Source organism: Paenibacillus sp. FSL P4-0081, from assembly GCF_000758565.1.
In the GTDB taxonomy this organism is placed as follows: Bacteria; Bacillota; Bacilli; order Paenibacillales; family Paenibacillaceae; genus Paenibacillus_AQ; species Paenibacillus_AQ phytohabitans.
Genome location: NZ_CP009280.1, coordinates 8230718 through 8253631 on the forward strand (window position 1 = coordinate 8230718; position 22914 = coordinate 8253631).

General features: G+C 52.4%; 25 protein-coding genes and 1 pseudogene. 12 read left to right on the forward strand and 14 right to left on the reverse strand.

The window, feature by feature from the left end:
* The first annotated feature begins 32 nt into the window (after positions 1-32).
* The 3 genes from P40081_RS35085 (at position 33) to P40081_RS35095 (ending at position 2560) form a co-directional block, all read left to right on the forward strand.
* Positions 33-488, forward strand: a complete 456-nt coding sequence (locus tag P40081_RS35085; protein ID WP_042140458.1) for a GNAT family N-acetyltransferase — start codon at positions 33-35, stop codon at positions 486-488.
* Between the two features lie 80 nt (positions 489-568).
* Positions 569-1528, forward strand: coding sequence for a catalase family peroxidase (locus P40081_RS35090; protein WP_042140459.1), 960 nt, complete (start codon positions 569-571; stop codon positions 1526-1528).
* Between the two features lie 144 nt (positions 1529-1672).
* A complete protein-coding gene (locus P40081_RS35095) occupies positions 1673-2560 on the forward strand; it encodes a diacylglycerol/lipid kinase family protein (protein ID WP_042140460.1) in 888 nt (295 codons plus the stop codon).
* Positions 2561-2572: 12 nt separating this feature from the next.
* Here P40081_RS35095 and P40081_RS35100 read toward each other — a convergent pair whose 3' ends face one another.
* The 3 genes from P40081_RS35100 to P40081_RS35110 form a co-directional block, all read right to left on the reverse strand.
* The gene (locus P40081_RS35100; protein WP_042140461.1) at positions 2573-3454 is read right to left on the reverse strand and encodes a phosphotransferase family protein; all 882 of its coding nucleotides are present in this window, start codon (positions 3452-3454) and stop codon (positions 2573-2575) included.
* 244 nt (positions 3455-3698) lie between these two features.
* Positions 3699-4175, reverse strand: coding sequence for a DinB family protein (locus P40081_RS35105; RefSeq protein WP_042140462.1), 477 nt, complete (start codon positions 4173-4175; stop codon positions 3699-3701).
* A gap of 110 nt (positions 4176-4285) precedes the next feature.
* Complete coding sequence (locus tag P40081_RS35110) at positions 4286-4831, reverse strand: hypothetical protein (protein ID WP_042140463.1); 546 nt, start codon at positions 4829-4831, stop codon at positions 4286-4288.
* A 391-nt stretch (positions 4832-5222) separates the two neighbouring features.
* On the opposite strand from P40081_RS35110, the gene P40081_RS35115 reads away from it, so the two are divergent.
* Positions 5223-6137: a phosphatidate cytidylyltransferase gene (locus tag P40081_RS35115; RefSeq protein WP_042140464.1), complete on the forward strand. Its 915-nt coding sequence runs from the start codon at positions 5223-5225 to the stop codon at positions 6135-6137.
* Between the two features lie 100 nt (positions 6138-6237).
* Here the strand turns inward: P40081_RS35115 and P40081_RS35120 are convergent, their stop codons facing one another.
* From P40081_RS35120 to P40081_RS35130, 3 genes are read right to left on the reverse strand one after another with little or no spacing between them, the layout of a single operon-like run.
* A complete protein-coding gene (locus P40081_RS35120) occupies positions 6238-8553 on the reverse strand; it encodes a carbohydrate-binding domain-containing protein (RefSeq protein ID WP_081970355.1) in 2316 nt (771 codons plus the stop codon).
* A gap of 27 nt (positions 8554-8580) precedes the next feature.
* On the reverse strand, positions 8581-9264 hold the full coding sequence (locus P40081_RS35125) for a DUF4956 domain-containing protein (RefSeq protein ID WP_042140465.1): 684 nt from the start codon (positions 9262-9264) through the stop codon (positions 8581-8583).
* Positions 9257-10000 carry a polyphosphate polymerase domain-containing protein gene (locus P40081_RS35130; protein WP_042140466.1) on the reverse strand — a complete coding sequence of 248 codons (744 nt, stop codon included), beginning with the start codon at positions 9998-10000 and terminating at the stop codon, positions 9257-9259. Before P40081_RS35130 ends, P40081_RS35125 begins: the two co-directional genes overlap by 8 nt.
* Positions 10001-10333: 333 nt before the next feature.
* Here P40081_RS35130 and P40081_RS35135 point away from each other — a divergent pair, with 333 nt between their 5' ends.
* Both P40081_RS35135 and P40081_RS35140 read left to right on the forward strand, forming a co-directional pair.
* Positions 10334-11011, forward strand: a complete 678-nt coding sequence (locus P40081_RS35135; RefSeq protein WP_042140467.1) for a response regulator transcription factor — start codon at positions 10334-10336, stop codon at positions 11009-11011.
* A complete protein-coding gene (locus P40081_RS35140) occupies positions 11011-12276 on the forward strand; it encodes a sensor histidine kinase (protein ID WP_042140468.1) in 1266 nt (421 codons plus the stop codon). The genes P40081_RS35135 and P40081_RS35140 overlap by 1 nt, the downstream gene beginning before the upstream one ends.
* An 82-nt stretch (positions 12277-12358) precedes the next feature.
* Here the strand turns inward: P40081_RS35140 and P40081_RS35145 are convergent, their stop codons facing one another.
* Together P40081_RS35145 and P40081_RS35150 are read right to left on the reverse strand one after the other, a co-directional pair.
* Positions 12359-12580, reverse strand: a complete 222-nt coding sequence (locus P40081_RS35145) for a hypothetical protein (protein ID WP_042140469.1) — start codon at positions 12578-12580, stop codon at positions 12359-12361.
* A gap of 33 nt (positions 12581-12613) precedes the next feature.
* Entirely contained in the window at positions 12614-13879 is a 1266-nt protein-coding gene (locus P40081_RS35150) for a beta-propeller fold lactonase family protein (protein WP_042140470.1), read from the reverse strand.
* 146 nt (positions 13880-14025) lie between these two features.
* Between P40081_RS35150 and P40081_RS35155 the strand changes: the two genes are divergently transcribed.
* Positions 14026-14673, forward strand: a complete 648-nt coding sequence (locus P40081_RS35155) for a Vat family streptogramin A O-acetyltransferase (protein ID WP_042140471.1) — start codon at positions 14026-14028, stop codon at positions 14671-14673.
* Between the two features lie 89 nt (positions 14674-14762).
* Here P40081_RS35155 and P40081_RS35160 read toward each other — a convergent pair whose 3' ends face one another.
* On the reverse strand, positions 14763-15521 hold the full coding sequence (locus P40081_RS35160) for a nucleotidyltransferase family protein (RefSeq protein WP_042140472.1): 759 nt from the start codon (positions 15519-15521) through the stop codon (positions 14763-14765).
* A complete protein-coding gene (locus P40081_RS35165; RefSeq protein ID WP_179093497.1) occupies positions 15518-16213 on the reverse strand; it encodes a TetR/AcrR family transcriptional regulator in 696 nt (231 codons plus the stop codon). Before P40081_RS35165 ends, P40081_RS35160 begins: the two co-directional genes overlap by 4 nt.
* Before the next feature lie 296 nt (positions 16214-16509).
* On the opposite strand from P40081_RS35165, the gene P40081_RS35170 reads away from it, so the two are divergent.
* Together P40081_RS35170 and P40081_RS35175 are read left to right on the forward strand one after the other, a co-directional pair.
* Positions 16510-17310 carry an SDR family NAD(P)-dependent oxidoreductase gene (locus tag P40081_RS35170; RefSeq protein ID WP_042140473.1) on the forward strand — a complete coding sequence of 267 codons (801 nt, stop codon included), beginning with the start codon at positions 16510-16512 and terminating at the stop codon, positions 17308-17310.
* Entirely contained in the window at positions 17310-18443 is a 1134-nt protein-coding gene (locus tag P40081_RS35175; RefSeq protein ID WP_052422160.1) for an SMP-30/gluconolactonase/LRE family protein, read from the forward strand. The genes P40081_RS35170 and P40081_RS35175 overlap by 1 nt, the downstream gene beginning before the upstream one ends.
* Before the next feature lie 117 nt (positions 18444-18560).
* Here the strand turns inward: P40081_RS35175 and P40081_RS35180 are convergent, their stop codons facing one another.
* Positions 18561-18932: a RidA family protein gene (locus P40081_RS35180; protein WP_042140474.1), complete on the reverse strand. Its 372-nt coding sequence runs from the start codon at positions 18930-18932 to the stop codon at positions 18561-18563.
* A gap of 141 nt (positions 18933-19073) precedes the next feature.
* Here P40081_RS35180 and P40081_RS35185 point away from each other — a divergent pair, with 141 nt between their 5' ends.
* The gene (locus tag P40081_RS35185; RefSeq protein WP_039295077.1) at positions 19074-19277 is read left to right on the forward strand and encodes a hypothetical protein; all 204 of its coding nucleotides are present in this window, start codon (positions 19074-19076) and stop codon (positions 19275-19277) included.
* A 2-nt stretch (positions 19278-19279) separates the two neighbouring features.
* On the opposite strand, the gene P40081_RS35190 is transcribed toward P40081_RS35185, so the two are convergent.
* Positions 19280-19534 carry a hypothetical protein gene (locus P40081_RS35190; protein WP_042140475.1) on the reverse strand — a complete coding sequence of 85 codons (255 nt, stop codon included), beginning with the start codon at positions 19532-19534 and terminating at the stop codon, positions 19280-19282.
* Positions 19535-19691: 157 nt separating this feature from the next.
* On the opposite strand from P40081_RS35190, the gene P40081_RS35195 reads away from it, so the two are divergent.
* Both P40081_RS35195 and P40081_RS38090 read left to right on the forward strand, forming a co-directional pair.
* The gene (locus tag P40081_RS35195; protein ID WP_042140476.1) at positions 19692-20039 is read left to right on the forward strand and encodes a helix-turn-helix domain-containing protein; all 348 of its coding nucleotides are present in this window, start codon (positions 19692-19694) and stop codon (positions 20037-20039) included.
* A 50-nt stretch (positions 20040-20089) separates the two neighbouring features.
* Positions 20090-20194: pseudogene (locus P40081_RS38090) on the forward strand (helix-turn-helix domain-containing protein); the annotation flags it as partial.
* Positions 20195-20600: 406 nt separating this feature from the next.
* On the opposite strand, the gene P40081_RS35205 reads toward P40081_RS38090, so the two are convergent.
* On the reverse strand, positions 20601-21167 hold the full coding sequence (locus tag P40081_RS35205) for a right-handed parallel beta-helix repeat-containing protein (protein ID WP_042140478.1): 567 nt from the start codon (positions 21165-21167) through the stop codon (positions 20601-20603).
* A 13-nt stretch (positions 21168-21180) separates the two neighbouring features.
* Positions 21181-22911 carry an Imm51 family immunity protein gene (locus P40081_RS35210; RefSeq protein ID WP_042140479.1) on the reverse strand — a complete coding sequence of 577 codons (1731 nt, stop codon included), beginning with the start codon at positions 22909-22911 and terminating at the stop codon, positions 21181-21183.
* Between the last annotated feature and the right edge of the window lie 3 nt (positions 22912-22914).

The window sequence follows — 22914 nt, forward strand, 5'->3', positions numbered from 1 at the left end:
TCATCATCCAATTAGAAGAAGTTTCCGACCCCTTGTCTCCGGAAAGCCTTCAGATTCAAGCCTCAATCCTTAATTCCCAGCCTGCCTTCAACCTTATGGTGGAGCATAAAGCGTACCTCGATCCGCTGGAGATCCGCGAAGACAACAGGAAGAACCTCGAAATGGGAGAAAAGATGCTGTACATCAAGGCCCATAGCGGTTACGCCGGGCTAATTACCTACCTTCCCGATTACGGACAGGATCATCATCCATGGATCGGGCTTCTGGTAATTCACCAGCAGTATAGCCGGCAGGGTATCGGGAAGACTGCGGTTCATAAGCTGGAGCAGATATTTAAGCAGCAGGGCTTACCTGCGGCCAGGCTGGCGGTTCAGCTCGAGAATAAGGCCGGTGAAGCATTCTGGACTGCGAACGGTTTTGTCCGGATCAGAAGTGCCATGGATAACCACAATAATGAAGTGGATGTCTACGAGAAGCAGTTTAAGTAAAATGCCGGTGTGGTAATAACTATGATCCAGCTGATGCAGCTTGTCCGGGTACAAATAATCTTACGAGGAGTGAGTATGGCATGAATACATCTGATCGGATCAGCCATCTTCCCGCAAGCGGGGAGGAATATTCCAGCCTGGCCGCTGAGGCCGTAGACGCGATCGAGGAGCTGTCCGGGGTGCATCCCGGATACCGCCGCGCGCATGCCAAGGGAATCTGCTGCCGCGCTTTCTTCCGGCCAAGCGGCCTGGGCATGGAATTCACTACCGCAGCACATCTTCAGGAGCAGCAGGTGGACGCAGTGGTCCGTTTCTCGGGCAGCTCCACCGATCCGGCGCTGGCGGACCTTCTCTCGCCCGCCAAGGGTATGGCAGTCCAGTTCAGCCTGCCGGATGGAGGGATTACCAATCTGGTCGGAGTGACGATACCTGTCTTTTTTGCCCGCACCCCTGAGTCATTCATAGATATTGTCCGTACGGCCCACCGCGCACAGGCCGGCACACTCGGGACCCTGGAGCTGATCAAGGAGATCACGGTCCACTTCAGTGAGAGCAAGACGAGTCTGCTGGCCGTGAAACGGCTGAAGCCGCCTGCCAGCTATGCGGAGAGTCATTATCACTGCATTCATGCTTATTATATGGTGAATTCAGAGGGAAAGCAGCAGCCCGTGCGGTTCGAGTGGATTCCCGAGACGGGAGTGCGTACCTTATCGGCTGAGGATGCGGCTCAGCAGCCGGAGCATTACCTGGAGGATGAACTTGAGCTTCGCTTCAAAGATGAGTCGGCCATCTTCCAGCTTGTGGCTGTTCTCGGTGAAGAAGGGGACCCGACGGATGACCCTACCCGTGCCTGGCCTGAGGACCGCCGGAGAATCGATCTCGGCCGGCTGCATATCTCGGAGATCATTCCGGAACCGGAGGGGCTGGTAATGGACCCCACCGCCATCACGTCCGGGATACAGCTGTCGGACGATCCGATTCTTAACTTCCGCAGTGCAGCCTATGCCGATTCTCATCATAGACGGAGTGAAGGAAGATAATCCCGGCCGGAGCTGCGGTGAAGGCTGTCCGGATACAAATTAAGCGCCAAAGGGACTTTTTGCTGCCCTTTGGCGCTTTTGATTCAATCGCTAGGCCTGGTTGGGTAATGGATAATAATCCAGACACAAAGAGAGGAGTGCAGTATGCAGCAGGCTATGATTATCATCAACCCCGCGTCCGGCAAAGCAGACGCGCGGGACTATATCCGCAGTGCGGAAGAGATTCTGCAAAGCGCAGGATATCAGGTTACCATCCATGAAACCGCCGGGGAGGGGGATGCAACTGCGTTCTGCGTGCAGGCATGCAGCGGGGGCTATGATCTGGTGGTGGCCATCGGCGGAGACGGCACCCTTCACGAGACCATGAACGGGCTTGCCGATCAGGAGCACCGCCCTACGCTGGGGATTGTGCCCATGGGAACGGTGAATGACTTCGCCCGTGCCCTGCAGATTCCGCTAAGTCCTGCGGATGCCATCCGGACGCTCTCTTCCTCCCGTACGCAAAGAGTCGACATGGGCCGGCTGAACGACCGGCTGTTCGTAAATGTGGTTGCTGCGGGCTCACTGGCCGGCTCACTCTCTTCTGTTACCACCGAAGACAAAACCCGGCTGGGTTTCCTGGCTTATCTGAAAGAAGGCATTAAGGAGCTGGCCAGCAACAGCGCACACGCTCTGACCATTACGCATGACGGGGAGATCTGGGAAGGCTCTTCGCCGCTGTTTATCGCGGCGCTTACGAATTCAGTAGGCGGCTTCGAGAAGCTTGCGCCCGGTGCTGCTGTAGATGACGGGCTGCTTCACTGCTTCATCGTCAAGGATCTTAATCTGCTGAACACCGTTACAGTCAGCATCTCTTTGCTGCTCGGCAACCTGAGAAATCATAAAGATGTTATCTACTTCACGGCCAGAGAAGTCGCGGTGCACTCTCCAGAGCCGGTGAAGACCAATGTCGATGGTGAAGAAGGCCCGCCGCTCCCAATCCGGCTAAGCACGATTCCGCGTCACATCCGGGTTATTGTTCCGGAGCAGTGACTGGCCAGCCGGTTATGAATGGCTACTCCCGTGCAGATCGCTGAAATCCTCATTCAGCGTCCACTCCAGACGCCGAACCCACTCACGCTGCACCTCTTTGGGAGCAATCCGCAGCCGGTGCAGCACATTCCATACTTTATATAGGCTGGATGCCTTCAACTGCTGCGGTGTGAACGACAGCGGATTCCCGGACAGGTAGCCCCGGATGAAGGCTGCATTCAGCTTCTGGGCTTGCCCGGGGTAATGCAGCTTCGTGAACCAGCAGACCCAGGCCACGTCATTAAGCGGACCGCCCCATTCTGCCCATTCCCAGTCCAGCACATGAAGTGTACCTTCCGGTTCACAAAGTATATTATGTACCCCGTAATCCCCATGCGTCAGAACCCAAGGCTGGTCCTGGGCATCGGCAGCCGACAGGAGCTGGAGCGAATCCCTGCTCAGGGGACTCGGTACGAATTCTAACCTCTTAATCATCTGACTAAGTGCGGACCTGTTGCTGAGGCGCAGACCTTGCTCCAGCAGTTGATACGGCTGCGAATGAATCTGGGAAGCCAGCAGCTGGCCCATTCTGCTGTATATTTGTTCCGCTCTTGCCCAGTCTCCTGCATCTAGGACGGATTGTGCACTTACGCCCGGCATGCAGTCCATCACGAGTATCCGCATCCCGTCCATCTCTGACACCTCATGTATGGCGGGTGTATCACAGCTTCCCTGCACCAGCTTCATTGCCTGGATCTCATTGAGCGTGTCTTCGTTGGACAGATTCGTTACTTTGGCTACAAGCGGAGGCTCCGCCCCCGCCATCAGATAGGCGAAATTTGTATACCCTCCTGTAAGCCGCTCCAACCGGCAGGCATATCTTATTTCCAGCGCTCTGATGATATTAGCATTCATGATATGAAATCCCTCTCTTTTTCCTTCAGTAGACAATAATCCAAGAATATCACATGCTCCAGTTTATTACAGATTAAGGCTTTCTGCACAAGCAGCCCGGCGGTCAACTTCAGGTATCAAGCTTCAGGGGAAATTGTGTGCAACATATACATTCTTATATTTGCAGCATAAACAGACCCGCAAGTAACTTTACGGGTCTGTTCGGGATGCTTCTTATCGTTCCGGCAGTATTTACGCAGATAGGTTACTGCCGAAGCGTGATGTATAGCTTGTGTAACACAACCATTTGGCCGATATGGTAGGCATTATGCGTAGCCGCATTGCTGATGATTTCCCACCAGGCAGCCGGTTCAGGGAATCCTTCCACCTGCCCCTCCAGTCCCTCTTCGGACAACAGGGTCTGCCATTGCAGCAAGACCTGCAGCAGGCTTCCCCGCAGCTCGCTGAATGCAGTACCCTCCGGAACCACAAAGCTGCGGTTGTTATCACCAACCGGAGGGACAGCATCCACCCGCCCCGCCCGGTACCTGCTCTGCCAGGTCTCATTCCAGTACAGCAAATGCCCGGTGAGTTCAGCAATACTGTTCAAGCCCGCTCCGGGCTTCCAGAAAGCTTCTTCCTCTGTAACCGCCTCTACCGCCTGAATGAACGGAAGATGCCAGCTGGGGTCATTGGCATTCGCCAATAATTGATTGGCAAGCACATCCTTGGCATGAACCATACTTCCACTCTCCTTTTCTTACTGAAAATACCACAATCCGGACATCCTAAGCCAGGCAGGGTTCAACTATAATTAAAGTCCTCTTCCCTTAACGGGAACGAGGACTTTCTCTACATCCCAGAAGGCTGATAATCGCTTAACTTACCGTAATAAACCAGCTCCAGCCGGTCGCTCTGCCGGAAATCATCCGGGGTCACGAGTGCAGGCAGCTTATTCCACAGCTTAATTCCTGAGCGCTCCAGAATCTCGGCAACAAACTGCGAGCAGAAGTAGGAGTTGCTGAATTCAACCGGTTCCTTCAGCGCTATGCCGATGACACCGAGAATATTATAGAGATACTTCTGGCGGCTGCGGATGAAGACATGCAGAACCCGCTTCATTTTCTCCACCTCACGGTCTGTAACCTGAAGCCTGTAGATGACGCATGTTGTACCCGGATACTTGCTGTATGTACCTGTACGGATATCCTCCTTCACGAACCCGCCGTTCAGCGGATTGGCCGGATGCTTCCGCCCGAAGCTGTACAGCTCTGACAGCTCCCGGTTAAACGAGATGGAGGCATGATTATACGGAGCCTTGGTGTAGCCCTGGATCAGCTTCGTAAAAAGCGTACCTGTATTGGTGAGCAGAATATAGACCGAAGAATCAGCTGACATTACAATTTTCCCCTTATAGTCTGGTATATAGGCCTTATGTGGCAGTGATCCGGTAACTCGCCAGAATCCTGCACATAATACAACATTTCCCTCATTAAATCGGCTCAAACTCAAAATTGTTGTACAAAAGGCAGCATTTCGCCTCTTCCAAGCGGCTTAGCGGGACTTATTCTTGTATTTCATACAACAATTCTCCCGTACACCCGGCTATTAATGATTCTGAGTTGTAGAACGTACAACATTCATGCCTGCAGTGCCTACTAAGAAGGCTACAGACTGCCGGAAACGAATCAGATCAAGTGTAAGCTTCAAAATAAGCTGGACACTCTGTTTATTCTAACATAAAATTCCTTTATTGAAATTCCACCCATAGATAAGTTGGTGATTGCTGATGAACCGCTCGTTATTTACGCTCGTACTTATTTTCGCAGCTTTATCGGTTATACACTTATTGTATCTTGCTGTCAGCAGACTGCAGAAGGACAAGGACTATACCGGAATCGGCTTCCGGATCAAAACCTGGTGGGGCATGCTGTTCATCTTCTGCCTGGCTACCCTGTCCAATTCCGTCGTTTCCCTGCTGTCCCTGATGGTACTGGCCTTCTTCGCGCTCAAAGAGTATTTCTCCATGATCCGGACAAGAAAGGCGGACCGCAGGCTGTTCCTCTGGGCGTACCTGTCTATTCCGCTGCAATTCTACTGGGTCTATATCGAGTGGTACGGGATGTTCATTGTCTTCATTCCGGTCTATGTGTTCCTGCTGCTGCCGCTGCCCAGGCTGATTAACAAAGGAACGCTGGGCTTCCTGCGCAGTGTCAGCGCCACCCAGTGGGGGCTGATGCTGATGGTCTTCGGGCTAAGCCACCTGGCCTACTTCCAGTTTGCGTCGCCGGAATATGGGGCTGGTCTTGTCCTGTTTCTGGTCGTGCTGACCCAGCTTAATGATGCCGTTCACTATCTGGCCTCGATCTATTTCGGCAAACACAAAATCGTCCCTACCTCCAACCCCTACCTGACCTGGGAAGGATTCGCCTGCGCGTTCGTTGTGACTACAGCGGTGTCCTATCTGATCTATCCGCACCTCACACCGCTGAACCCGGCCTTCGGGTATCTCTCCGGCATGCTGATCAGCCTCAGCGGCTTCTTCGGCAGCCTGACCGTATCTGTGCTCAAGCGCGATCTGCTGATCGGCGATGATGATAAATTCGCTGCGCTGAAGAAAAGCTACCTCAGCCGCATCGACAGTCTTACCTATACCGCTCCGGTATTCTTCCATGTGATCCGTTACTTCTTCGACTTCATGTAGCCGTCCGGCAGGCCTGCTGCCGCCCGGGAACACAGAAACAGAGACTATCCGCTAAAGGATAGTCTCTGTTGTGCTGTCAGGCTACAAATGCTCAGCCTGCTTATTTAGTGCTGGCCGCTGCATCTGCAGGAGCTGTGGTGCCTGCATCCGCCGGCTTGGTAGTCCCTGCGTCTACTGGCTTCGTGGTGCCTGCATCCGCAGGAGCTGTGGTGCCTGCATCCGCTGACTTGGTAGTCCCTGCGTCAGCTGGCTTGGTAGTTCCTGCATCCGCTGGTTTCGTTGTCCCTGCGTCTGCTGGCTTGGTCGTGCCGGCGTCAGCTGGCGGTGTGCCGCCTTGGCCGCCTTGACCGCTGCCTCTGCCGCCTCCACCGCCGAATCCGCCTCCGCCGCCAGGGCCGCCCATGCCGCTTGGGGCAGTGGTTATACCGGATTCATTGACCCAGGTTACACTGCCGGTGATATCAAAGGTCACGAATTCGTTGCCTCCGCTGTACTCGCCATCCGTATACAATCCGTCTACGGCTGTTCCGGTAGAGCTGCCTCCGGTATAGACAGTGTATGAGCCTTCTTTCAGCTCAGGGGAGCTCACAACTACCGTCTGGAAGCTCTTCGATGGAGTAAAGATCAGGATGGTAGTTCCGTCAGCGTCTTCCAGGTGAACCATTGTACCCGCTTGCTGGGTTTCCGAAAAGGTCATGCCCACCGAATACTGGCTGGAGTCTTCACCAGGGGCCTGTGCCATACCGGAGGCACCTGCTGCTACCAGATATCCGCCCGTCATGTTGAAGGTTCCGTCATAATCCAGTGCGCCGTTGCCCGAGTTCTCAGGTCCATTCACAATTGCGGTTCCGCCGGTCATCGTGATTGAGCCGTTCGAATCCAGACCGTCGCCTGCTGCATCCACGGTCAGGGTTCCGCCGCTGATGGTCAGCAGGTTGCTTCCGGTGCCGGCAGTGAATTGATCTTGTGCCTGCGTTCCCCCAGCAGCCGCATTATCATCGTTGCCGCCGGCCACATTCACGCCGTCATCCGTCGCGACTACATGAATCTCACCGCCGGATACGGTAATATTTCCTCCTTCAATCCCTTCATAGCTCTTCGTAATGTTGATCGTTCCGCCGGACAGGGAGGTCAGGGAATCGGCATGGATACCGTCATCGCCTGCGGCAATCCCGAATTGGCCGTCCGTGATGGAGACATTGCTGTTGCTGTGCACCGCATCATCTGCGGAATCAATCTTGAAGCTTCCTCCGTTCACGGTGAGGTCTCCGCCTGCTTTCAGCCCCTTGGCACTGGTCGATTCAGTCTCCGTGGTGGTAGCGGCACCGGTGCTGGCAGCTGCAGCCTGGTCTGTTGTTGCCGCTGCATCCATCGCAGGCGGAGTTCCTCCTGCTGCTGCCTGATCCCCGGAAGTCTCTGCTCCCGGACGTTGGCCGCCGAAGCCACCGCCGCCCATGCCCATTCCGCCTTCACCAGCCTTCACTTCCGCATTTACACTGCCGCCGCCGGTTACCAGGGTGTAGGTTCCGCCGTCAATTACAGCCGCCGTCTCGGCCTGAATGCCGTCATTGCCTGCGATAATATCAAAGGTTCCTGCTGCAATCGCGATGAAGCCTTTGTCCGCTTCTTCGTCGTTGGTCGATTTAATGCCATCGCCCTCTGCGTTGATCGTAATCGTACCGTCTTGTACGGCGATCAGGTCTTTGCCGACGATGCCATCATCTGCTGCCTTCACTTCAATCGTGCCGGACATGATCTTCAGATCGTCTTTGCTTGAAATACCATCGTTGTAATTACCGGTTACCGTCAGCTTGCCGGTACCGTTAATGGTCAGATCAGCTTTACTGAAGATGGCCGCGCCTGGTTCATCGGTAGCCGCATCTGCGAACACATAAGCCGCTCCGTCAGTCACGCTATTCTCTGTGCCTTCCTGCAGGGTAATCACTACTTTACCCGCTTCCTTAATATAGATGGGTGCACTGTCGCTCTCCGTCAGCTGTGCACCGTTCATTATCAGCCGTACGGTTCCCTTCGCCTGCTCGTCTACAATAATCTGTCCGTCACTGAGCGTGCCGCTGAGTACATAAGTCCCTGCTTCCGTAATCGTTACTGTTCCGCCTGCAGCTGTGGCACCGGCGCCGTCGACAGCAGCGCTCGTTCCGGCCAGTGTAACCGCGGTCGAAACCGCCTCCGTCCAGGCCGTCTCAGCATCGTCTTCATCAAAAGCTACCAGATCCGTCAGCTTCACACTTGCCAGCTGCACTGCGGCAGACGTACTGCTCTGCTCAGCCGTTACTGCAGTACCTGCGTTGTTACTTGCAGTATTTTGCGTAGCGGCGTTTGTGCTGCAAGCCGACATGACTGCGGCGCATAACAGTACCAGTCCTATTTTACTGCCTAAGATTAAGTTCTTCATCTGTCATCGTTCCCTTCTAGTCCAGCATTAATAGTCATTCATGACCGGAGCCATGGTCAGTGAGAGGTCAAGGTTACCGTTGCGTGTGCGGATAGCATCTAGCAGTTCCTTCTGGCTGGTGTGCTCATCAATCGTTACGGCATAGACCAGTTCATACAGGCTGCCTAGTTCGGTGGTTCTGATTTTCTTAAGCTCGTAAGCCACACCAAACTTGTTGAAGACTTCCGCGAAAGCTTCCTCATACCCCAGATTCTCGGGAATGGTCACTTTCAGTGTCTTTTGCATCGACTTTCTGAGGCCAAAGCCTGTGCGGTTCAGCACGACCATCAGGATACAGAGAATAATGGTGAAGAGTACCGCATATCCGAATGATCCAACCCCGCAGGCCAGGCCGGAGGCCATAGTGAACAGGACGAAGGTGATATCCTTCGGATCGCCGGGTGCGCTTCTGAACCGGATGATAGAGAAGGCGCCGGCAAGGCTGAAGGCCCGGGCCACGTTGCTGCCGATGAGCAGAATGATGATGGCTACAATGACCGGCAGCAGGACCATCGTAAGCGTGAAGCTCTGTGAATATCCGGCAGGGTTCGTCTTCATGTAGGTGAAGCTGATGAGTCCGCCAAGTACAATCGAGATCAATATGGTTAGAATTGCATTAGTGAAGGTTAGCTCCGTAGTGGTCAGGGCTGCGGAAAAAATCGAATCAAGCATATAGGGCACTCTCTCTTTCTGCTTTGCTGTTCTTCAGCATTTTTTTATATTCGTTGCCGTATTTGGAGAAGCTGGTGCGGTACATCTGGTGCTCCGAGAGCATTTTGGCCAGCCAGACCGGAATCGTCTTCTCCGCCTTCACTTCCATCAGCCATTGGCCCGGCTCCAGCAGCTCTTCGCCGTATACGCCGTGCTCCATCTTCAGATCGTACCGCCGGCAGCGGATGTTCGTATCGAAGGTGATGCGCAGGTCGCGGTTGTTTTTGCAGAACATCGCCTTGCGGTCATAGGACAGGTACAGCTTCGGCTGCAGGTCATAGCGGGTCAGCATGTACTTGATTTCTTCAATCACCTGCTTGTTCATGTAGCTCTTGAATTCAGGCTCGATCCCGCTGGCGACAAACTCATAGGCTTCATTCAGCTTGAGCGGGGTTCTTCTCTTGTTCACCAGGCCGAACACCTTTTTCTTAATTTCCAGATAGACCTTGGTCTCGCCGGTAGGAATGCCATATGCTCTGATGCGAAGCTTCTCCTTATATTTCGGCTTGGCCAGGCTGCTGCGGATCAGGGAATCATGGGGTGTGTCATAATATAGATTGGTGATGGAGTAGTACTCATGCTGTTTGTTGTACTCATCGGGTTCCATGTATTCGAGCAGTTCGTTATAGAGCTTCATGTAGGATTCAGTGCCAAGCAGATATTTGTTCTCGTAACGGTTGAACACTTCGATCGCCATATGGGTTCAGATCCTTTCGGGTTGTGTAATGGAGACTGCCTTTATCTGCACTTTCGTGTGTGCCTCGCTTGCTTATGAATGTATCTTAGCCCCCGAACCTTTAATGAATCTTAAATGGTTTTACACTGCGCTGACTTTTTAACACAGGGATAACACTTCCGGATATATCTTCTATATAAGTGCCCTGGAACGATTGGAATTTCATCCGATGATTTCGCCCTGAATACCTCCGGCAGCACCTGAACAGCAGTACAGTTAAGGTTGATTAAAGGTAATCTTGCTATAATGGCTTCAGCAGCAAGTACATTACTTATGAAGAGGATGAGTCATCCCATGAGAATATTAATTGTAGAAGACGAGATTCATCTGGCGGAAGCCCTGACCCAAATATTGAAGAAGCACAATTATTCGGTGGACGCCGTCCATGACGGCAGATCAGGTCTCGATTATGCGCAGAGCGGGATCTATGACCTGCTGCTGCTCGATATTATGATGCCGGAGATGGATGGAATCAGCGTGCTGAAGGCCCTGCGGAAGGACGGCATCTCCACGCCGGTGATCATGCTGACAGCCAAAGGGGAGATCACCGATATGGTCACCGGACTCGATCACGGAGCAGACGACTATATCGCCAAGCCGTTCTCTTCGGAGGAGCTGCTGGCCAGAATCCGGGCCGCCCTGCGGCGCAAAGGGGAAGTGATTCCTGAGGATGGCCTGAAGTTCGGAGATATTGAGCTGAATACGGCGAATCCGAAGCTGACCGTGAAGGGCAAGGAAATCAAGCTGAACCTTAAGGAAACCGAGCTGCTGGAGCTGCTGATCTTAAGGAAGCAGGCCGTAACCTCGAAGGAGCAGATCATTGAGAAGCTGTGGGGCTTCGATTCCGAAGCGGAGCATAATAACGTGGAGGTCTACATCTCTTTTTTGCGCAAAAAGCTTACCTTCCTGAATTCAGAGGTACGCATCAGCACGATTAGAGGCGTGGGTTATGTATTAGAGGTGAATACTTAATGTTCAATAAACTCAGAAACCGGTTCCTGATTGTCAATCTCGCTACCATCTCCATCATGATGCTGCTCGCCTTTGCCACGATCTATATCATCATGTACGTCAATGTGCAGAGCGATATTAATATGGCGCTGCACCGGATTGCGGACAATGAGCAGAAGGGACCCGGCGGCGCACAAGGAGGGCCCCGCGGTGCAGCAGACGGCGGCATGCCCATGGATAAAGGGCCAATTGATGCTTACCAGCCTGACCGTTCCGTCTCGTTCACCATACAGACCGATGCAAGCGGCACGCTGATCAGCAAGGACTCCAAATTCACGATGGATGATGACTTCTATACCGCTGCACTTAAGGAAGCCCTAAGCTCAGGCAAGGACATCGGCCGCTTCACGCTGGACGGCAGCCGCTGGATCTTCATGGTTAAGCATACGGGGGATAAGGAGCAGATCGTCTTCATGGACATCTCTTCCCAGCAGAAGATCCTGACCAACCTGATTTACACCTTCACAGCTGTCGGCCTGCTGATGCTGATCATTCTCTATTTCACCAGCCGGTTCTTCGCGAACCGCTCGATCGCGCCGGTCCGGGAGGCCTTCGACAAGCAAAAGCAGTTCATCGCCGATGCCTCGCATGAGCTGAAGACGCCGCTGACGATCATCAACACCAACGCGGATGTGCTGCTCTCGAACAGCGACGATACGATCCGCAATCAGGCGAAGTGGCTGCAGTATATCAAGTCGGAAACCGAGCGCATGACCCGGCTGACCAACGACCTGCTGTACCTGACAGAGATGGACGATTCCCGGACTGGAATGATCCACAGCAAGTTCAATATGAGCGATGCGGTAGAGAATATTATTCTGACCATGGAGGCTGTTATCTTCGAGAAGAATATCTCCTTCGACTACAACATCGAACCGGAGCTTACCGTACTGGGGAACAGCGAACAGATTAAGCAAGTGGTGATGATTCTGCTGGACAACGCAGTGAAATATACGAATCCTAAGGGCGCTGTAACCATCTTACTCAAAAAGCAAAATAACGATGTCCTCCTCTCCGTCTCGAATACCGGGGAAGGCATCGCTACCGAGCATCTGACGCGGATCTTTGACCGCTTTTACCGTACGGACACTTCCAGAGCGCGCAAGCAGGGCGGCTACGGCCTGGGTCTGGCTATCGCGAGGTCGATCGTCGATCAGCACAAAGGGAAGATTTACGCGAAGAGTGTGATAGGAGAGTCAACGACGTTCTATGTGCAGCTGCCTTGAGGGTTGCGACAAGCATACCCATCTTATATTCCCAGTAAATGAGCCTCTCCCTTACCGGAAGAGGCTCATTTACTGATTATCTCTAAAGATAAGGGTTCCTTGTTAATCCCGCTGCCGGCATTATACGTTCATCTGCTTCAGCCCCGCTGCTGCGGCCCGGATCTTCAGCCATGCGTTCCTCTTTCTTCTGCAATACAATCGTGAATTCACCTAATCCGGGAACGTAGATCCGGGCTTCAGAATTCACTTGGTCCATGCCAGACAGCTGGATCATAATGTCTTCTGCCGAGTTTATTTCTATCATATCCTTCACCCCCTGCGGTAAGATGATGAACGCCTACGGATTGACACCGACGGAGAACGGACGCGCACCAACCGGAATAACGCTTATTACAGCCTGGGTGACCCCATCAATAACCGATACCGTGTTATCATCCTGATTAGTAATATAGATACGGTTCGTCAATGGATTAGCGCCTGCACCATTAGGGTTATTCCCCACCGGAATGGTAGTAATCACCGTATTGGTTAATCCGCCAATCACCGATACATTGTCGTCATCCCGGTTCGGTACATAGATGGCATTGGTAGAGATGTTCACTCCCAATTCACCCGGAGTCGTACCGACGGGTACGTTAGTTATCACCGTATTGGTTGCTCCATCAATCACGGAAACGGTGTTGCTGGTTAGGTTCGAGACATAAATCCGGTTCGTCAAGGGATCAACACCCACCCGGAACGGGTTCACCTGCACGGGAATCTGTGTAATAACCGTATTCGTAGCCCCGTCAATGACGGTAACAATATCCGAGTTGAATTCAGCTACATAAATAGTATTGGTTAATGAATTCACGCCGATTCCCGTTGGAAAAGGAGAACCGCCAGCGGGAATAATGGTAGTCACCACAGTGTTGGTTAATCCGTCAATGACAGTGACCGTATTATCATTAAAATTCGCAACATAGATGGCATTGGTAGCCGTATTGACCGCAACTCCGCCTGCTCCGTCCCCCGCAGGAACGGTGGCCAGCACCATATTGGTTACTCCGTCGATAACGGATACGTTATCGCTGTTCAAATTAGCAACATAGATGCGGTTGGTTAACGGGTTCACCGCGACTCCTGCAGGACTCACACCTACAGGGATGACTGCGATCACCGCATTTGTTGCGCCGTTGATCACAGAAACATCATTGCTGTTGAAATTGGCAACATAGATACGGTTGACGGAGCCTGTGACTCCCCCCTCTTCAGCACCCAGCAGCTCGGCTGAGACAAGACGGTGGGCGGTAACCAGCTGCCCGGCTGAATTTTTACCCCACACTGAGGTTTCCGTCTGCAATTCGGCAAGACCTTCCGTTGTAAAGACAAATTCATAGGCATCCAGATCGGCAAAATAATTTCTTGTAATCACCTCGTCCGGGGAAACCGTAATAAGCTCGCTCACATATAGCGTCCTTGTGAGGATTAGATTGTACCCTTGGATCAGAATAGCGGACGGATTCACCGCGTTCCGGTTATCGATCTTAACCGTCACCTGCACAGTAGGCCTGACACCGCTCACTTCATTATTTTCAATAGGTCCTGTTGACAGAATAGCCATTCTAGCGAATCCTCCCTTGTAATCAGAGATTAAAAACTACCAGTCTCTCATAAGGTATGTAAGAACTGGAGTCCGGATTGGACTATACTATAGCTAGAATTAAATTATGGCTCGACTGCCCATTTATCCAAGAAAGGTGTGACTCTATGCATTCTATTGGCCCTAACCCGAACGAGGTCCATCCCAATCCCCATATCAGGCAAGTCCGTTTCATCAAAAATACAATCACACGTCCCAACATTATTGCGGGAGATTTCTCCTACTATGATGACCCTGACGAATCGGTATCCTTCGAGAGCCGGGTTACCCATCATTATGAGTTCATCGGGGACAAGCTGATCATCGGCAAATTCTGCGCCATCGCCCGCGGTACCGAATTCATTATGAATGGGGCCAACCACCGGATGGGCTCGGTGACCACCTACCCGTTCAATATTATGGGCGGCGGCTGGGAGCAGGCGACGCCTGAGCTGGCGGATCTGCCCTACAAAGGCGATACCGTTATCGGAAGCGATGTCTGGATCGGCCAGAATGCTACAATCATGCCGGGCGTGACGATTGGCGACGGGGCGATCATCGCCGCTAATGCTACTGTCACCAAGGACGTTCCCGCGTACCATATCGCCGGGGGCAATCCGGCCCGGATTCTGCGGCAGCGCTTCAGCGATGAACTGATCCGGCTGCTGCTGGAGCTGAAATGGTGGGACTGGAGCCCGGAGAAGATTACGGCGAATCTTGAGGTGCTGTGCAGCAGTGATCTGGAGCGGATCAGAAGTCTTGCGGCTGGCAGCTAAACTCGCAGCACCGGACTACAGTTAAATACAAAAACGGCTGTCCAAGGGTATTACTACCTTCCCGGACAGCCTTTTTTCTGCTATTAAGTTCAGTAAGATGCCTTATCCCCGCCCGCGCCCAGTCTGGCCCGCATCTCCGCATACGCCTCCGGGGTGCCGACATCATCGATCGTCCCCTCCGTATAATAGGCCCGCATCTCCTGGCGGGAATGCAGCCACTCCGGGAAATAACTCGGCGCATCCGGGTTGCCTCCCTCGGCAAGATAGCGGGAGATCAGCGGCAGGGTAGTCCGCTTGTAGATATAGAGGGCAAACACGCCGATGTTGGAACGCGGCTCCTGCGGCTTCTCCTCCAGCGACAGGACCCGCATCTCTGCGTCCAGCTCAGCTACACCGACACTGCGAAGCTCTTCTATATTGTCGACGGTACGGACCAGAATACAGTCCCTATCTATTTTATGAAAATAGTTCAAATACCCTTCCAGGCCGAATCCGAGCACATTATCGCCTGCCAGTACCAGCAGATCATCCTGCAGCTGCTCCCGCTCCAGCACATATTGGATATCGCCAATTGCACCTAAACGTCCTTCCGGGGAGGAAGTACCGTCATTCAGAATACGGATCGGCTTCGATCCCCGATACTGCTGATGCCACTGCCCAAAAGCATGAACGAAACGGTCATTCGTCACAATGAGAATCTCCGTGATGTCCTCCAGCACCTCCAGGCGACCTATCAGCAGATCCAGAATCGTCCGGTTCCCTTGAACAGGGAGCAGCGGCTTGGGTGTGTCCCGGGTTAACGGATAGAGGCGGGTCGCGTACCCCGCAGCCAAGATTAGTGCAATCATCCCTTGTTCGCTCCTCTACCCCGGCTTGATGACGCAAACAAGGACTCAGACAGCAAACCCATTGTTTGTCTGTATATGGTATGGGCTGCCTCTACATCACCAAGGAACCCGCCCATATACAGGTGGATTACACCATGCAGCGATGCCCATATCGTGCTGACCAGGGTCCCCGTCTCTTCCTGATCCGAAATCTGTCCTTGTTCCTGGGCAGTGCTGATTAGAACCAGCAGACGGTGTATGGCTGTCATCGTGCCCTGCATACTCTCCGCATCCGGCTTGAACTCGGCAAAAGCCCCCCCAAACATCAGCTTATAGTAGCTGGCGTAGTCCTGTCCGAACTGCCAGAAGGCTTCGCCCAGATCCAGCAAATGCTGCAGCAAATCCGATGATGGCGGCACTTCTTCAAAACGCTGGGCCAGCAGTTTGCAGCCCTCCAGATACAATTGCTGGGCCAGTCCCTCTTTATTGACAAACAAACTGTAAATGATCTTGGTGGAGCAGCCCATCTTCTGCGATACTCTGCGCACAGTGACGGCCTCCGGCCCCTCTTCCTGCAGAATGGCAGCGGCGGCATCCACCACAAGCTTACGGAGATTCTCCGTATTTTGCAGACGGGCTTCCTGATATGTTTTTAATACCCGCCCCGTGGAGGGTGTGGGTTTGTCTTCGGTACTGATAAGAATCACCTTCATCCGGTTATCATGTTATTGACCAGCAACAGAGTTGCCGGGTTCTAACAGGAATTCTAAACATTTGAACATAGGTTGTCAATTGAACCTTCACGCTGAAAAAAATGAGTTGACACAGTTGTGTCATTTTGGTTACTATGATTCACATAGGAAACACCGTTACCAATTGTATTCATACCGCTGAGAACGGACTTATGCCATTGAGAACGGACATTACGGCCGCTAAGATCGGTCATATTTTTTTCGAATCCGGTAACGTTGTTTCCATAACAAAACATTGTAACAGAGGAGTAGAAACTATGAATACTAAAGGGAAATGGTCACTGATCACTGGAGCTTCTTCGGGAATCGGTGAACAGTTCGCAAGACAATTAGCCAAGGAAGGCAGTCATCTGGTGCTTGTAGCCAGAACCAAAAGCAAACTCGATGCGCTCGCAGCGGAATTGACGCGCAGCCATGGAGTCCAGTGCCGGGTCATTCCCCTGGATCTATCGCTCGAAGGCGCTGCCGGAGATCTGTACCAGCAATGCCAACAGCTTGGCCTGAGTATCGATCTGCTGGTTAACAATGCGGGGTTTGCTACCCATGGCCTGTTTGAGGAGGTCTCCGGCGAACGCCAGCATGAAGAAGTGATGCTCAACGTCACCGCTGTAGTCGATATGACTCATTTATTCCTTCCCGGAATGCTCCACAGAGGGGCAGGCGCTGTGATCAATGTATCGTCTACCGCAGGCTTTCAGCCGCTGCCTTATATGGCCGTCTACGGGGCGACCAAAGCTTTTGTCTTGTCCTTTACCGACGCCCTGTGGTGGGAGAATCGTAATCGCGGCGTACAATTCTTCGCCCTGTGTCCAGGCTCGACGGAGACCAATTTCTTCAACGTGGTGGGTACGGAGGATGCTTCTGTCGGCGGCGCGAAGGACTCACCGGAGCGGGTAGTGGCCCTTACACTGCGCGCTATGGCCAGAGGGAAACAGTACATTGTTCCGGGACTCCGCAATTACCTGAGTGCCCAGATTACCCGGTTCATGACCCGCAGACAAAGTCTGCGGCTGGTCGGTGGTATGCTTCGCCCCACACACCCTAAGGAGGATCTATAATGTCTACAGAAACCAATCCACGTAAACGTTCCACCGGTCAACACATTCGCAGATGGGGCTTGATCCTGCTCGGGGTAATTGTGCTGGGAATAGCCGGATTCCTGCTGATGCCTGCCCCGGTAGAGCCTGCTGAATGGTCTGCACCTGCCGCCCCTTCTTTTGAGAAGGAGGGTCCCTGGAAAGAGAACAGCAAGCTTAGCTCCGCAGAGCTTGTGACAGACCGCGCGAAGTTCCCGGAATTTATCACTTTTGATTCTACGGGGCGGCTGTATACAGGCGACTCTGACGGCACAATCTACAGAGTGGCCTTCGATGCGGAAGGCAAGGCGCAGCCAGCCGAAGTGTTCGCCGATACCCAGGGAACACCTAACGGGCTGAAATTCGATGCTGACGGAAATTTGATTGTGGCGGATATTCAGAAGGGGCTGCTGTCGATCGACCCGAATGGAAAGATTGAAGTATTGGCCACTGAAGTAGATGGAGGACCGATCTATCTGGCGAACGAGCTGGACATCGCGCAAGACGGATCGGTCTATTTCTCCGATACCTCTAACTATGGTAAGGTCATGTTCAAAGAAATTGCCGAGAACAAACCGCATGGACGGTTGTTGAAATATGATCCGCAGACCAAACAGACAACCGTTCTGCTGAAGGATTTATATTTCGCCAACGGAGTCGTATTGTCTGCTGAAGAAGATTTCGTGCTTGTTGCTGAATCGTACCATTACCAGCTGACAAGGTATTGGCTGAAGGGGCCCAAACAAGGCACCTCTGATATTTTTGCGGAGAACCTGGCGGGGTTTCCAGACAATATCACCCGCGATGCTCAGGGACATTTCTGGGTGGGGGTATTCACAACCCGTCTGGCTTTTGCCGATTACATGCATAGTCATCCCTGGGTAGCAGCGACGATGTCCAAAGTTCCGCAGGCCTTGTTAAATGGAGCAAGTGCGCCGGTGAAGCACGGACTTGTCGCAGAATATGGACCCGAAGGAGAGCTTGTGAACAGCTGGCATGATCCTGAAGGAACCTTGTATGGCATCACCACTGCCGTAAGCCAGGGAGGATATTTATATCTCGGAACCGCACCGGGAGGAAGCCAGGGTGTTCATCGGGTGCTTCTGAAACCATAGGGATTGGATTGCTGCATTCATCTATCCACTGCCGCTTGTAGTATCCCAAACAGCAGCTCACTCTGACAGGAGGGGCTGCTATTTGGCTTGAGGCATCTTCTTCTTAACCTCCAAGCACTACGCGCGTGAACGATACGCCACACCGTCGATCTGAACCTTAAGTCCATCCGGGCCGCCAATATGCGCGAACTCGGTGGATATGGTTTTGCGTGCCGGATAATTGCCTTGGAATCTGCGCTTGAACACCTCTTCCATGACCGGAATATCCCATACATCCCGCAGCAGAATATCCATCTTCACCACATCTGTTAGCGTAAGACCCACCTGCCCCAGACGGTCCCTCATATCATTCAGCGCACCTTCTACCTGCTCTTCCACCGTTCCGCCTACATTGCCCACACAAAAGCTGAGGAAGATGAAATCCCCCGCTTCAACAAAACCTGAATACGCATAGTCCTTGTTCACATCATGTCTGATGATTTCGCTCATATTCGCTTGTTCGCCCCTTGTCATCTGAGATAAGCCCAGTATAACGTTGGAAACCGGACAGCTGTGTGTCGTGGTTTTGTAGGATAATTATGGTAATATTAAACTGATTGAAAAGGATTGCACCTGAAACGGAGGAGAACCATGAAACGATTTCTTACCTCAAAATCTTTCCTGATTACATCTGTTCTGTTTAGCCTGCTGTTTATTGTGAATCTGACGGCAACTCCTGACAGCACGGCTACAGATATTGTAATCAGTATCCTTAAATCCATATTAGCCGGGGTAATCAGCGGGTTTTTGGTTGGCGGGCTGATCTTTCTTGTGCAGAAGAAGAAGACGGTCTGATTCTAGACTCCCGCATGCGGAAGTTCTGGAAGCTCCATAACAACCTGTCCCAGACACGCTGCCAGTACCTCATGATACCGCCGCTCCTCTTCTATCGTCACTTCCTCACGCAGTGATTCGAACAACGCCAGACAGCGTTTGAAGTTGCCGTCATGCCTGGACTGGTGGGCCAGCCTTAAAGAATGCATCGTCCAGTCCAGCGCCTCCGGCGCTCTGTTCCGCGAATCTATACAGCAGATCATCGACATCAAGCCCATACTGAACCGCAGCCTGTAAAATTACACCGAGACCTGGCAGCAGCTCCTCTGGATTAAAAATGATACAAAGATTATAACTCCCCGCTTAATATCGATAATGGGTTTCTTCTCCGCTAGTAGTATTTTGCCCTCTTAACCTTTGGAAAAGGTGATTACTATGACAGACTTACGGAATACTGTCGGAGCTCGAATTCGAGCTATAAGAAAAGCGAAGGGACTTACACAACAACAGTTAGCGGAATTATCCAACTTGGATGATGCATACATGGGGGCCGTAGAAAGCGGCGAACGGAATTTCTCGATTGATACACTGGAGAAAATCGTGACAGCACTAAAAATCCAACCCGCAGAATTATTTCAGAATAAGGATGACTTGAGCGAGCCGGAAGCTGCGCAGCGGAGAGCCATTGATGAGTATGCGGTTACTGTTGGTGAGTTAAGTGTTAAGCAAATAAGTACTTTGAATAGGATTGTTAGAGAGGTACGGAGAGCTTTTGTGGATTGAGCATACCCTGAGGTGAGCCCGTTAATTTACCAGAAAGTGTAGGAAATCAGATACGTGAGCTTCGAAAAGCAAAAGAATGGACCCAGGAACAACTGGCGGAAGCAGCATCACTTCATTACAGTTATATCGGCGGGGTTGAACGAGGGGACCGCAACTATCGTTAGAGGAATCATTCCGCTACATCGGTCCCCTGAAACACAGAGAAACACTCCGGTATGCTTGTTTATAATTGCTTTCTAGAAAAGAGGAAAACTATGGGCTCACCTGATGGAATGATTATTTTCTCAGCAATATCCACTATATTTCTGGCATTATGGGTTATTGGCACTCTATTTATAACCATATTTCCCAAGAGGTCGTGGAAGTTCTTACAGGGGTGGAAGTCGGACCGGGAACCTTCGGGCTCGTATTTTATAATGGTAAGAGTCCTTGCCGCCATTCTGTTCATAATTGGAGTTACTCTGCTCTTGATAAGCAAGTTTAATCATTGACCCTTCAGCCCTGATTATTCCGCGCTGCGTGTAAATCAAACACATCAAACATCCCCAAATAATCTCCCGATTATCTGGGGGCAGTACTCTCAAGCTCTATTGAACTACCATTTTCTGTAATATTATCCTCTTCTATTTTGGAGGCCTTTTCCTTTTCCCACCTACCAGTTATTCCCGCCCCCGACACTGTGAAGCCCGTTGAAGTATTCAGGAACTTCCCGGAAGGCGCGCCGTTCACGGTATTGCTGTTGAACAGCGAAGTACCGGTAGCGGAGCCTTGGATGTACACGCCATAAGTCCCGTCGTTAATGATGTTGTTCGAAGCATAGGTCACCGAGATATTCGGTGCCGGTTCTTCGATGAAGATTCCGGAGTAGGTGCTGTCCTGGATGGTGTTGCCGGACACGGTGACATTAAGGTTCTGGGCTTTGCCGCTGTTGTTCAGCCAATAGGCCCAGATCGCGCCGATCTGGTAGCCGTAGTCACGGTGAGCCGATCCTGTACGCAGCAGCATGTTGTTCTGAATATTCAAGGTTCCGGTCATCGACGGAGAATTGAAGTTGGTCCCGAAGGAGATGCCGGTAAAATAAAACGGGAACTGTCCTATAAAACGGCATTCCCCGTTTCTATATGCCAATCAAGCGACCCGCTTAATCCAGCTCCGCACGCGAGAATAGATCCCGGATCAATACATCGTCCTCACAAGCCCGCTTGAATGCGGAGGCGAAGGCTATGACCGCAGCTCCATCGGAGGAGTACGCGCAGAACATACCGGCCTCCGGGTCAAACCGGATGATTCCGGCCAGTTCAGACATCTGTTCCTCCAGGAATACCGCAGCCAAAGAGCCCCAGTCATATCCATTGCCTTCGAATCCCTCTTCTTCCCGCACAGCAAACACTTCGGCCTTGTAGCTGCCTACGTTCAGAATCACAGACTTCCCGCCATTCTCCTGCTCTACTATAATAAAAGGCTCAACATCCACAGCTTCCGTGGCTTCCGCCTCCCTCAGCTTTTCAAGCAATTGTTCCTCTGCTATATCCGTGAACCGCAGTGCTCCCTCACTCTCCACGATCATTCCCTGCCGCACCCGTTCATCCAGCCAGTCGGAGATGAAGCCCGGGGCGTATCCGCCTGTGCTGAATTCTCCGCCGAACGCGATTATTTTCGAATAGTCCTCAAGATATTGGTCACGGTTCGTCTGCGGATAGGCGCTGGTGTACAGCCAGAACTGCAGATCATACATCAAGGTCGAGCGTTCGTCTGCATGAAGAGAGAAATGACCCTTCTCTTCAACGATGGCGGTGCAGTTGCTGCGGATGATCCCCTCTATGTTGTCCACTCCGGTGACTTTATCGCATAGCTCCTGAAGCAGAGGAGAGAATTGCCCGGCCGCTACCTTCCGCAGATCGTCCTGCTTATCTTCCTCCGATGTGTCATAGACCTCCTCGCTCACCAGCCCGCGGATGAAGGTCTCATAATCCTTGGCCAGGAACGTAATTTCATAGTTGTTCTCCTGGTCCACATGAATGACCTCGGGTTCTCCCTCCGGCCCGCAGTAGCGGTAATCCAGCATCACCACATCGTGGCCTGCAGACGGACAGTCCCCAATAACCACTCCAATATCGGGGTATCCCCACTCCTCGATCATGAACTGGCTGCCGAGATCGCCGCAGAGGGCATAACTTTGGTCCCGGCCGATACCGGCAATTCCCGAGATTGCGATATGATCTTCAGCCCAGGAGGTGGATTCCTCCACCGGGAAGCAGGTGTTGCGGGGAATCCCGCCGTTCTGCTGCTTCATCATCGCGATGTAAGAAGACGGCAGCTTATAGCCCAGCTCCTGCTCCACAGAAGCAATCAGTTCGTCACTAGGCGGCGCCGACACATACTCCTTCCGGGCATAGTCGCTGTCCTCCCAGAAATCCGCGCAGTATTCGATGAAAGAGTTCAGCTCTCTTCCGTCCGCATCCCCCTGTGCATTAGAGGCACGCAGCGCTGCGGCACGCCTTGCCTGCTCCCGCTTCTCCCGCTGCGCGCCGCTCCGGCTCCACTTCAGCAGCATGTGGGTATCCCCATCCCCGGGAGCCAGTTGGTCCGCCTGTTCAAATGCGCTTATAGCCTGTTCATACTGCTTCAGATAATAATAGGAATACCCTATGCGAAAATGCCACAGCGGATCATTCCCGCCCTCCCCCGCAATACTGAGCAGCTGCTCCAATGCCTCCCCGTAATATTCCAGGTTGTTGTAGGCTCTGGCTAACTGGCTGATAGTCTCATAATCTCTTGCATCCGGCGGAATCTCCTGAATGCGGTCCACAATCTGCTGATACTCATTATCTTCATGCCAGCGTTTCAGCTGTGCCAGCAACTCCTCATCCATGCC

Excerpts from the sequence above, each read along its gene's own strand:
- P40081_RS35135 (WP_042140467.1), top strand. The coding sequence starts at position 10,334 with ATGAGAATATTAATTGTAGAAGACGAGATTCATCTGGCGGAAGCCCTG.
- P40081_RS35110 (WP_042140463.1), bottom strand. The coding sequence starts at position 4,831 with ATGTCAGCTGATTCTTCGGTCTATATTCTGCTCACCAATACAGGTACG.
- P40081_RS35175 (WP_052422160.1), top strand. The coding sequence starts at position 17,310 with ATGTCTACAGAAACCAATCCACGTAAACGTTCCACCGGTCAACACATT.
- P40081_RS35105 (WP_042140462.1), bottom strand. The coding sequence starts at position 4,175 with ATGGTTCATGCCAAGGATGTGCTTGCCAATCAATTATTGGCGAATGCC.
- P40081_RS35145 (WP_042140469.1), bottom strand. The coding sequence starts at position 12,580 with ATGATAGAAATAAACTCGGCAGAAGACATTATGATCCAGCTGTCTGGC.
- P40081_RS35140 (WP_042140468.1), top strand. The coding sequence starts at position 11,011 with ATGTTCAATAAACTCAGAAACCGGTTCCTGATTGTCAATCTCGCTACC.
- P40081_RS35090 (WP_042140459.1), top strand. The coding sequence starts at position 569 with ATGAATACATCTGATCGGATCAGCCATCTTCCCGCAAGCGGGGAGGAA.
- P40081_RS35150 (WP_042140470.1), bottom strand. The coding sequence starts at position 13,879 with ATGGCTATTCTGTCAACAGGACCTATTGAAAATAATGAAGTGAGCGGT.
- P40081_RS35185 (WP_039295077.1), top strand. The coding sequence starts at position 19,074 with ATGAAACGATTTCTTACCTCAAAATCTTTCCTGATTACATCTGTTCTG.
- P40081_RS35180 (WP_042140474.1), bottom strand. The coding sequence starts at position 18,932 with ATGAGCGAAATCATCAGACATGATGTGAACAAGGACTATGCGTATTCA.
- P40081_RS35095 (WP_042140460.1), top strand. The coding sequence starts at position 1,673 with ATGCAGCAGGCTATGATTATCATCAACCCCGCGTCCGGCAAAGCAGAC.
- P40081_RS35115 (WP_042140464.1), top strand. The coding sequence starts at position 5,223 with ATGAACCGCTCGTTATTTACGCTCGTACTTATTTTCGCAGCTTTATCG.
- P40081_RS35120 (WP_081970355.1), bottom strand. The coding sequence starts at position 8,553 with ATGAAGAACTTAATCTTAGGCAGTAAAATAGGACTGGTACTGTTATGC.
- P40081_RS35160 (WP_042140472.1), bottom strand. The coding sequence starts at position 15,521 with ATGATTGCACTAATCTTGGCTGCGGGGTACGCGACCCGCCTCTATCCG.
- P40081_RS35195 (WP_042140476.1), top strand. The coding sequence starts at position 19,692 with ATGACAGACTTACGGAATACTGTCGGAGCTCGAATTCGAGCTATAAGA.
- P40081_RS35190 (WP_042140475.1), bottom strand. The coding sequence starts at position 19,534 with ATGGGCTTGATGTCGATGATCTGCTGTATAGATTCGCGGAACAGAGCG.
- P40081_RS35170 (WP_042140473.1), top strand. The coding sequence starts at position 16,510 with ATGAATACTAAAGGGAAATGGTCACTGATCACTGGAGCTTCTTCGGGA.
- P40081_RS35125 (WP_042140465.1), bottom strand. The coding sequence starts at position 9,264 with ATGCTTGATTCGATTTTTTCCGCAGCCCTGACCACTACGGAGCTAACC.
- P40081_RS35165 (WP_179093497.1), bottom strand. The coding sequence starts at position 16,213 with ATGAAGGTGATTCTTATCAGTACCGAAGACAAACCCACACCCTCCACG.
- P40081_RS35155 (WP_042140471.1), top strand. The coding sequence starts at position 14,026 with ATGCATTCTATTGGCCCTAACCCGAACGAGGTCCATCCCAATCCCCAT.
- P40081_RS35130 (WP_042140466.1), bottom strand. The coding sequence starts at position 10,000 with ATGGCGATCGAAGTGTTCAACCGTTACGAGAACAAATATCTGCTTGGC.
- P40081_RS35210 (WP_042140479.1), bottom strand. The coding sequence starts at position 22,911 with ATGGATGAGGAGTTGCTGGCACAGCTGAAACGCTGGCATGAAGATAAT.
- P40081_RS35100 (WP_042140461.1), bottom strand. The coding sequence starts at position 3,454 with ATGAATGCTAATATCATCAGAGCGCTGGAAATAAGATATGCCTGCCGG.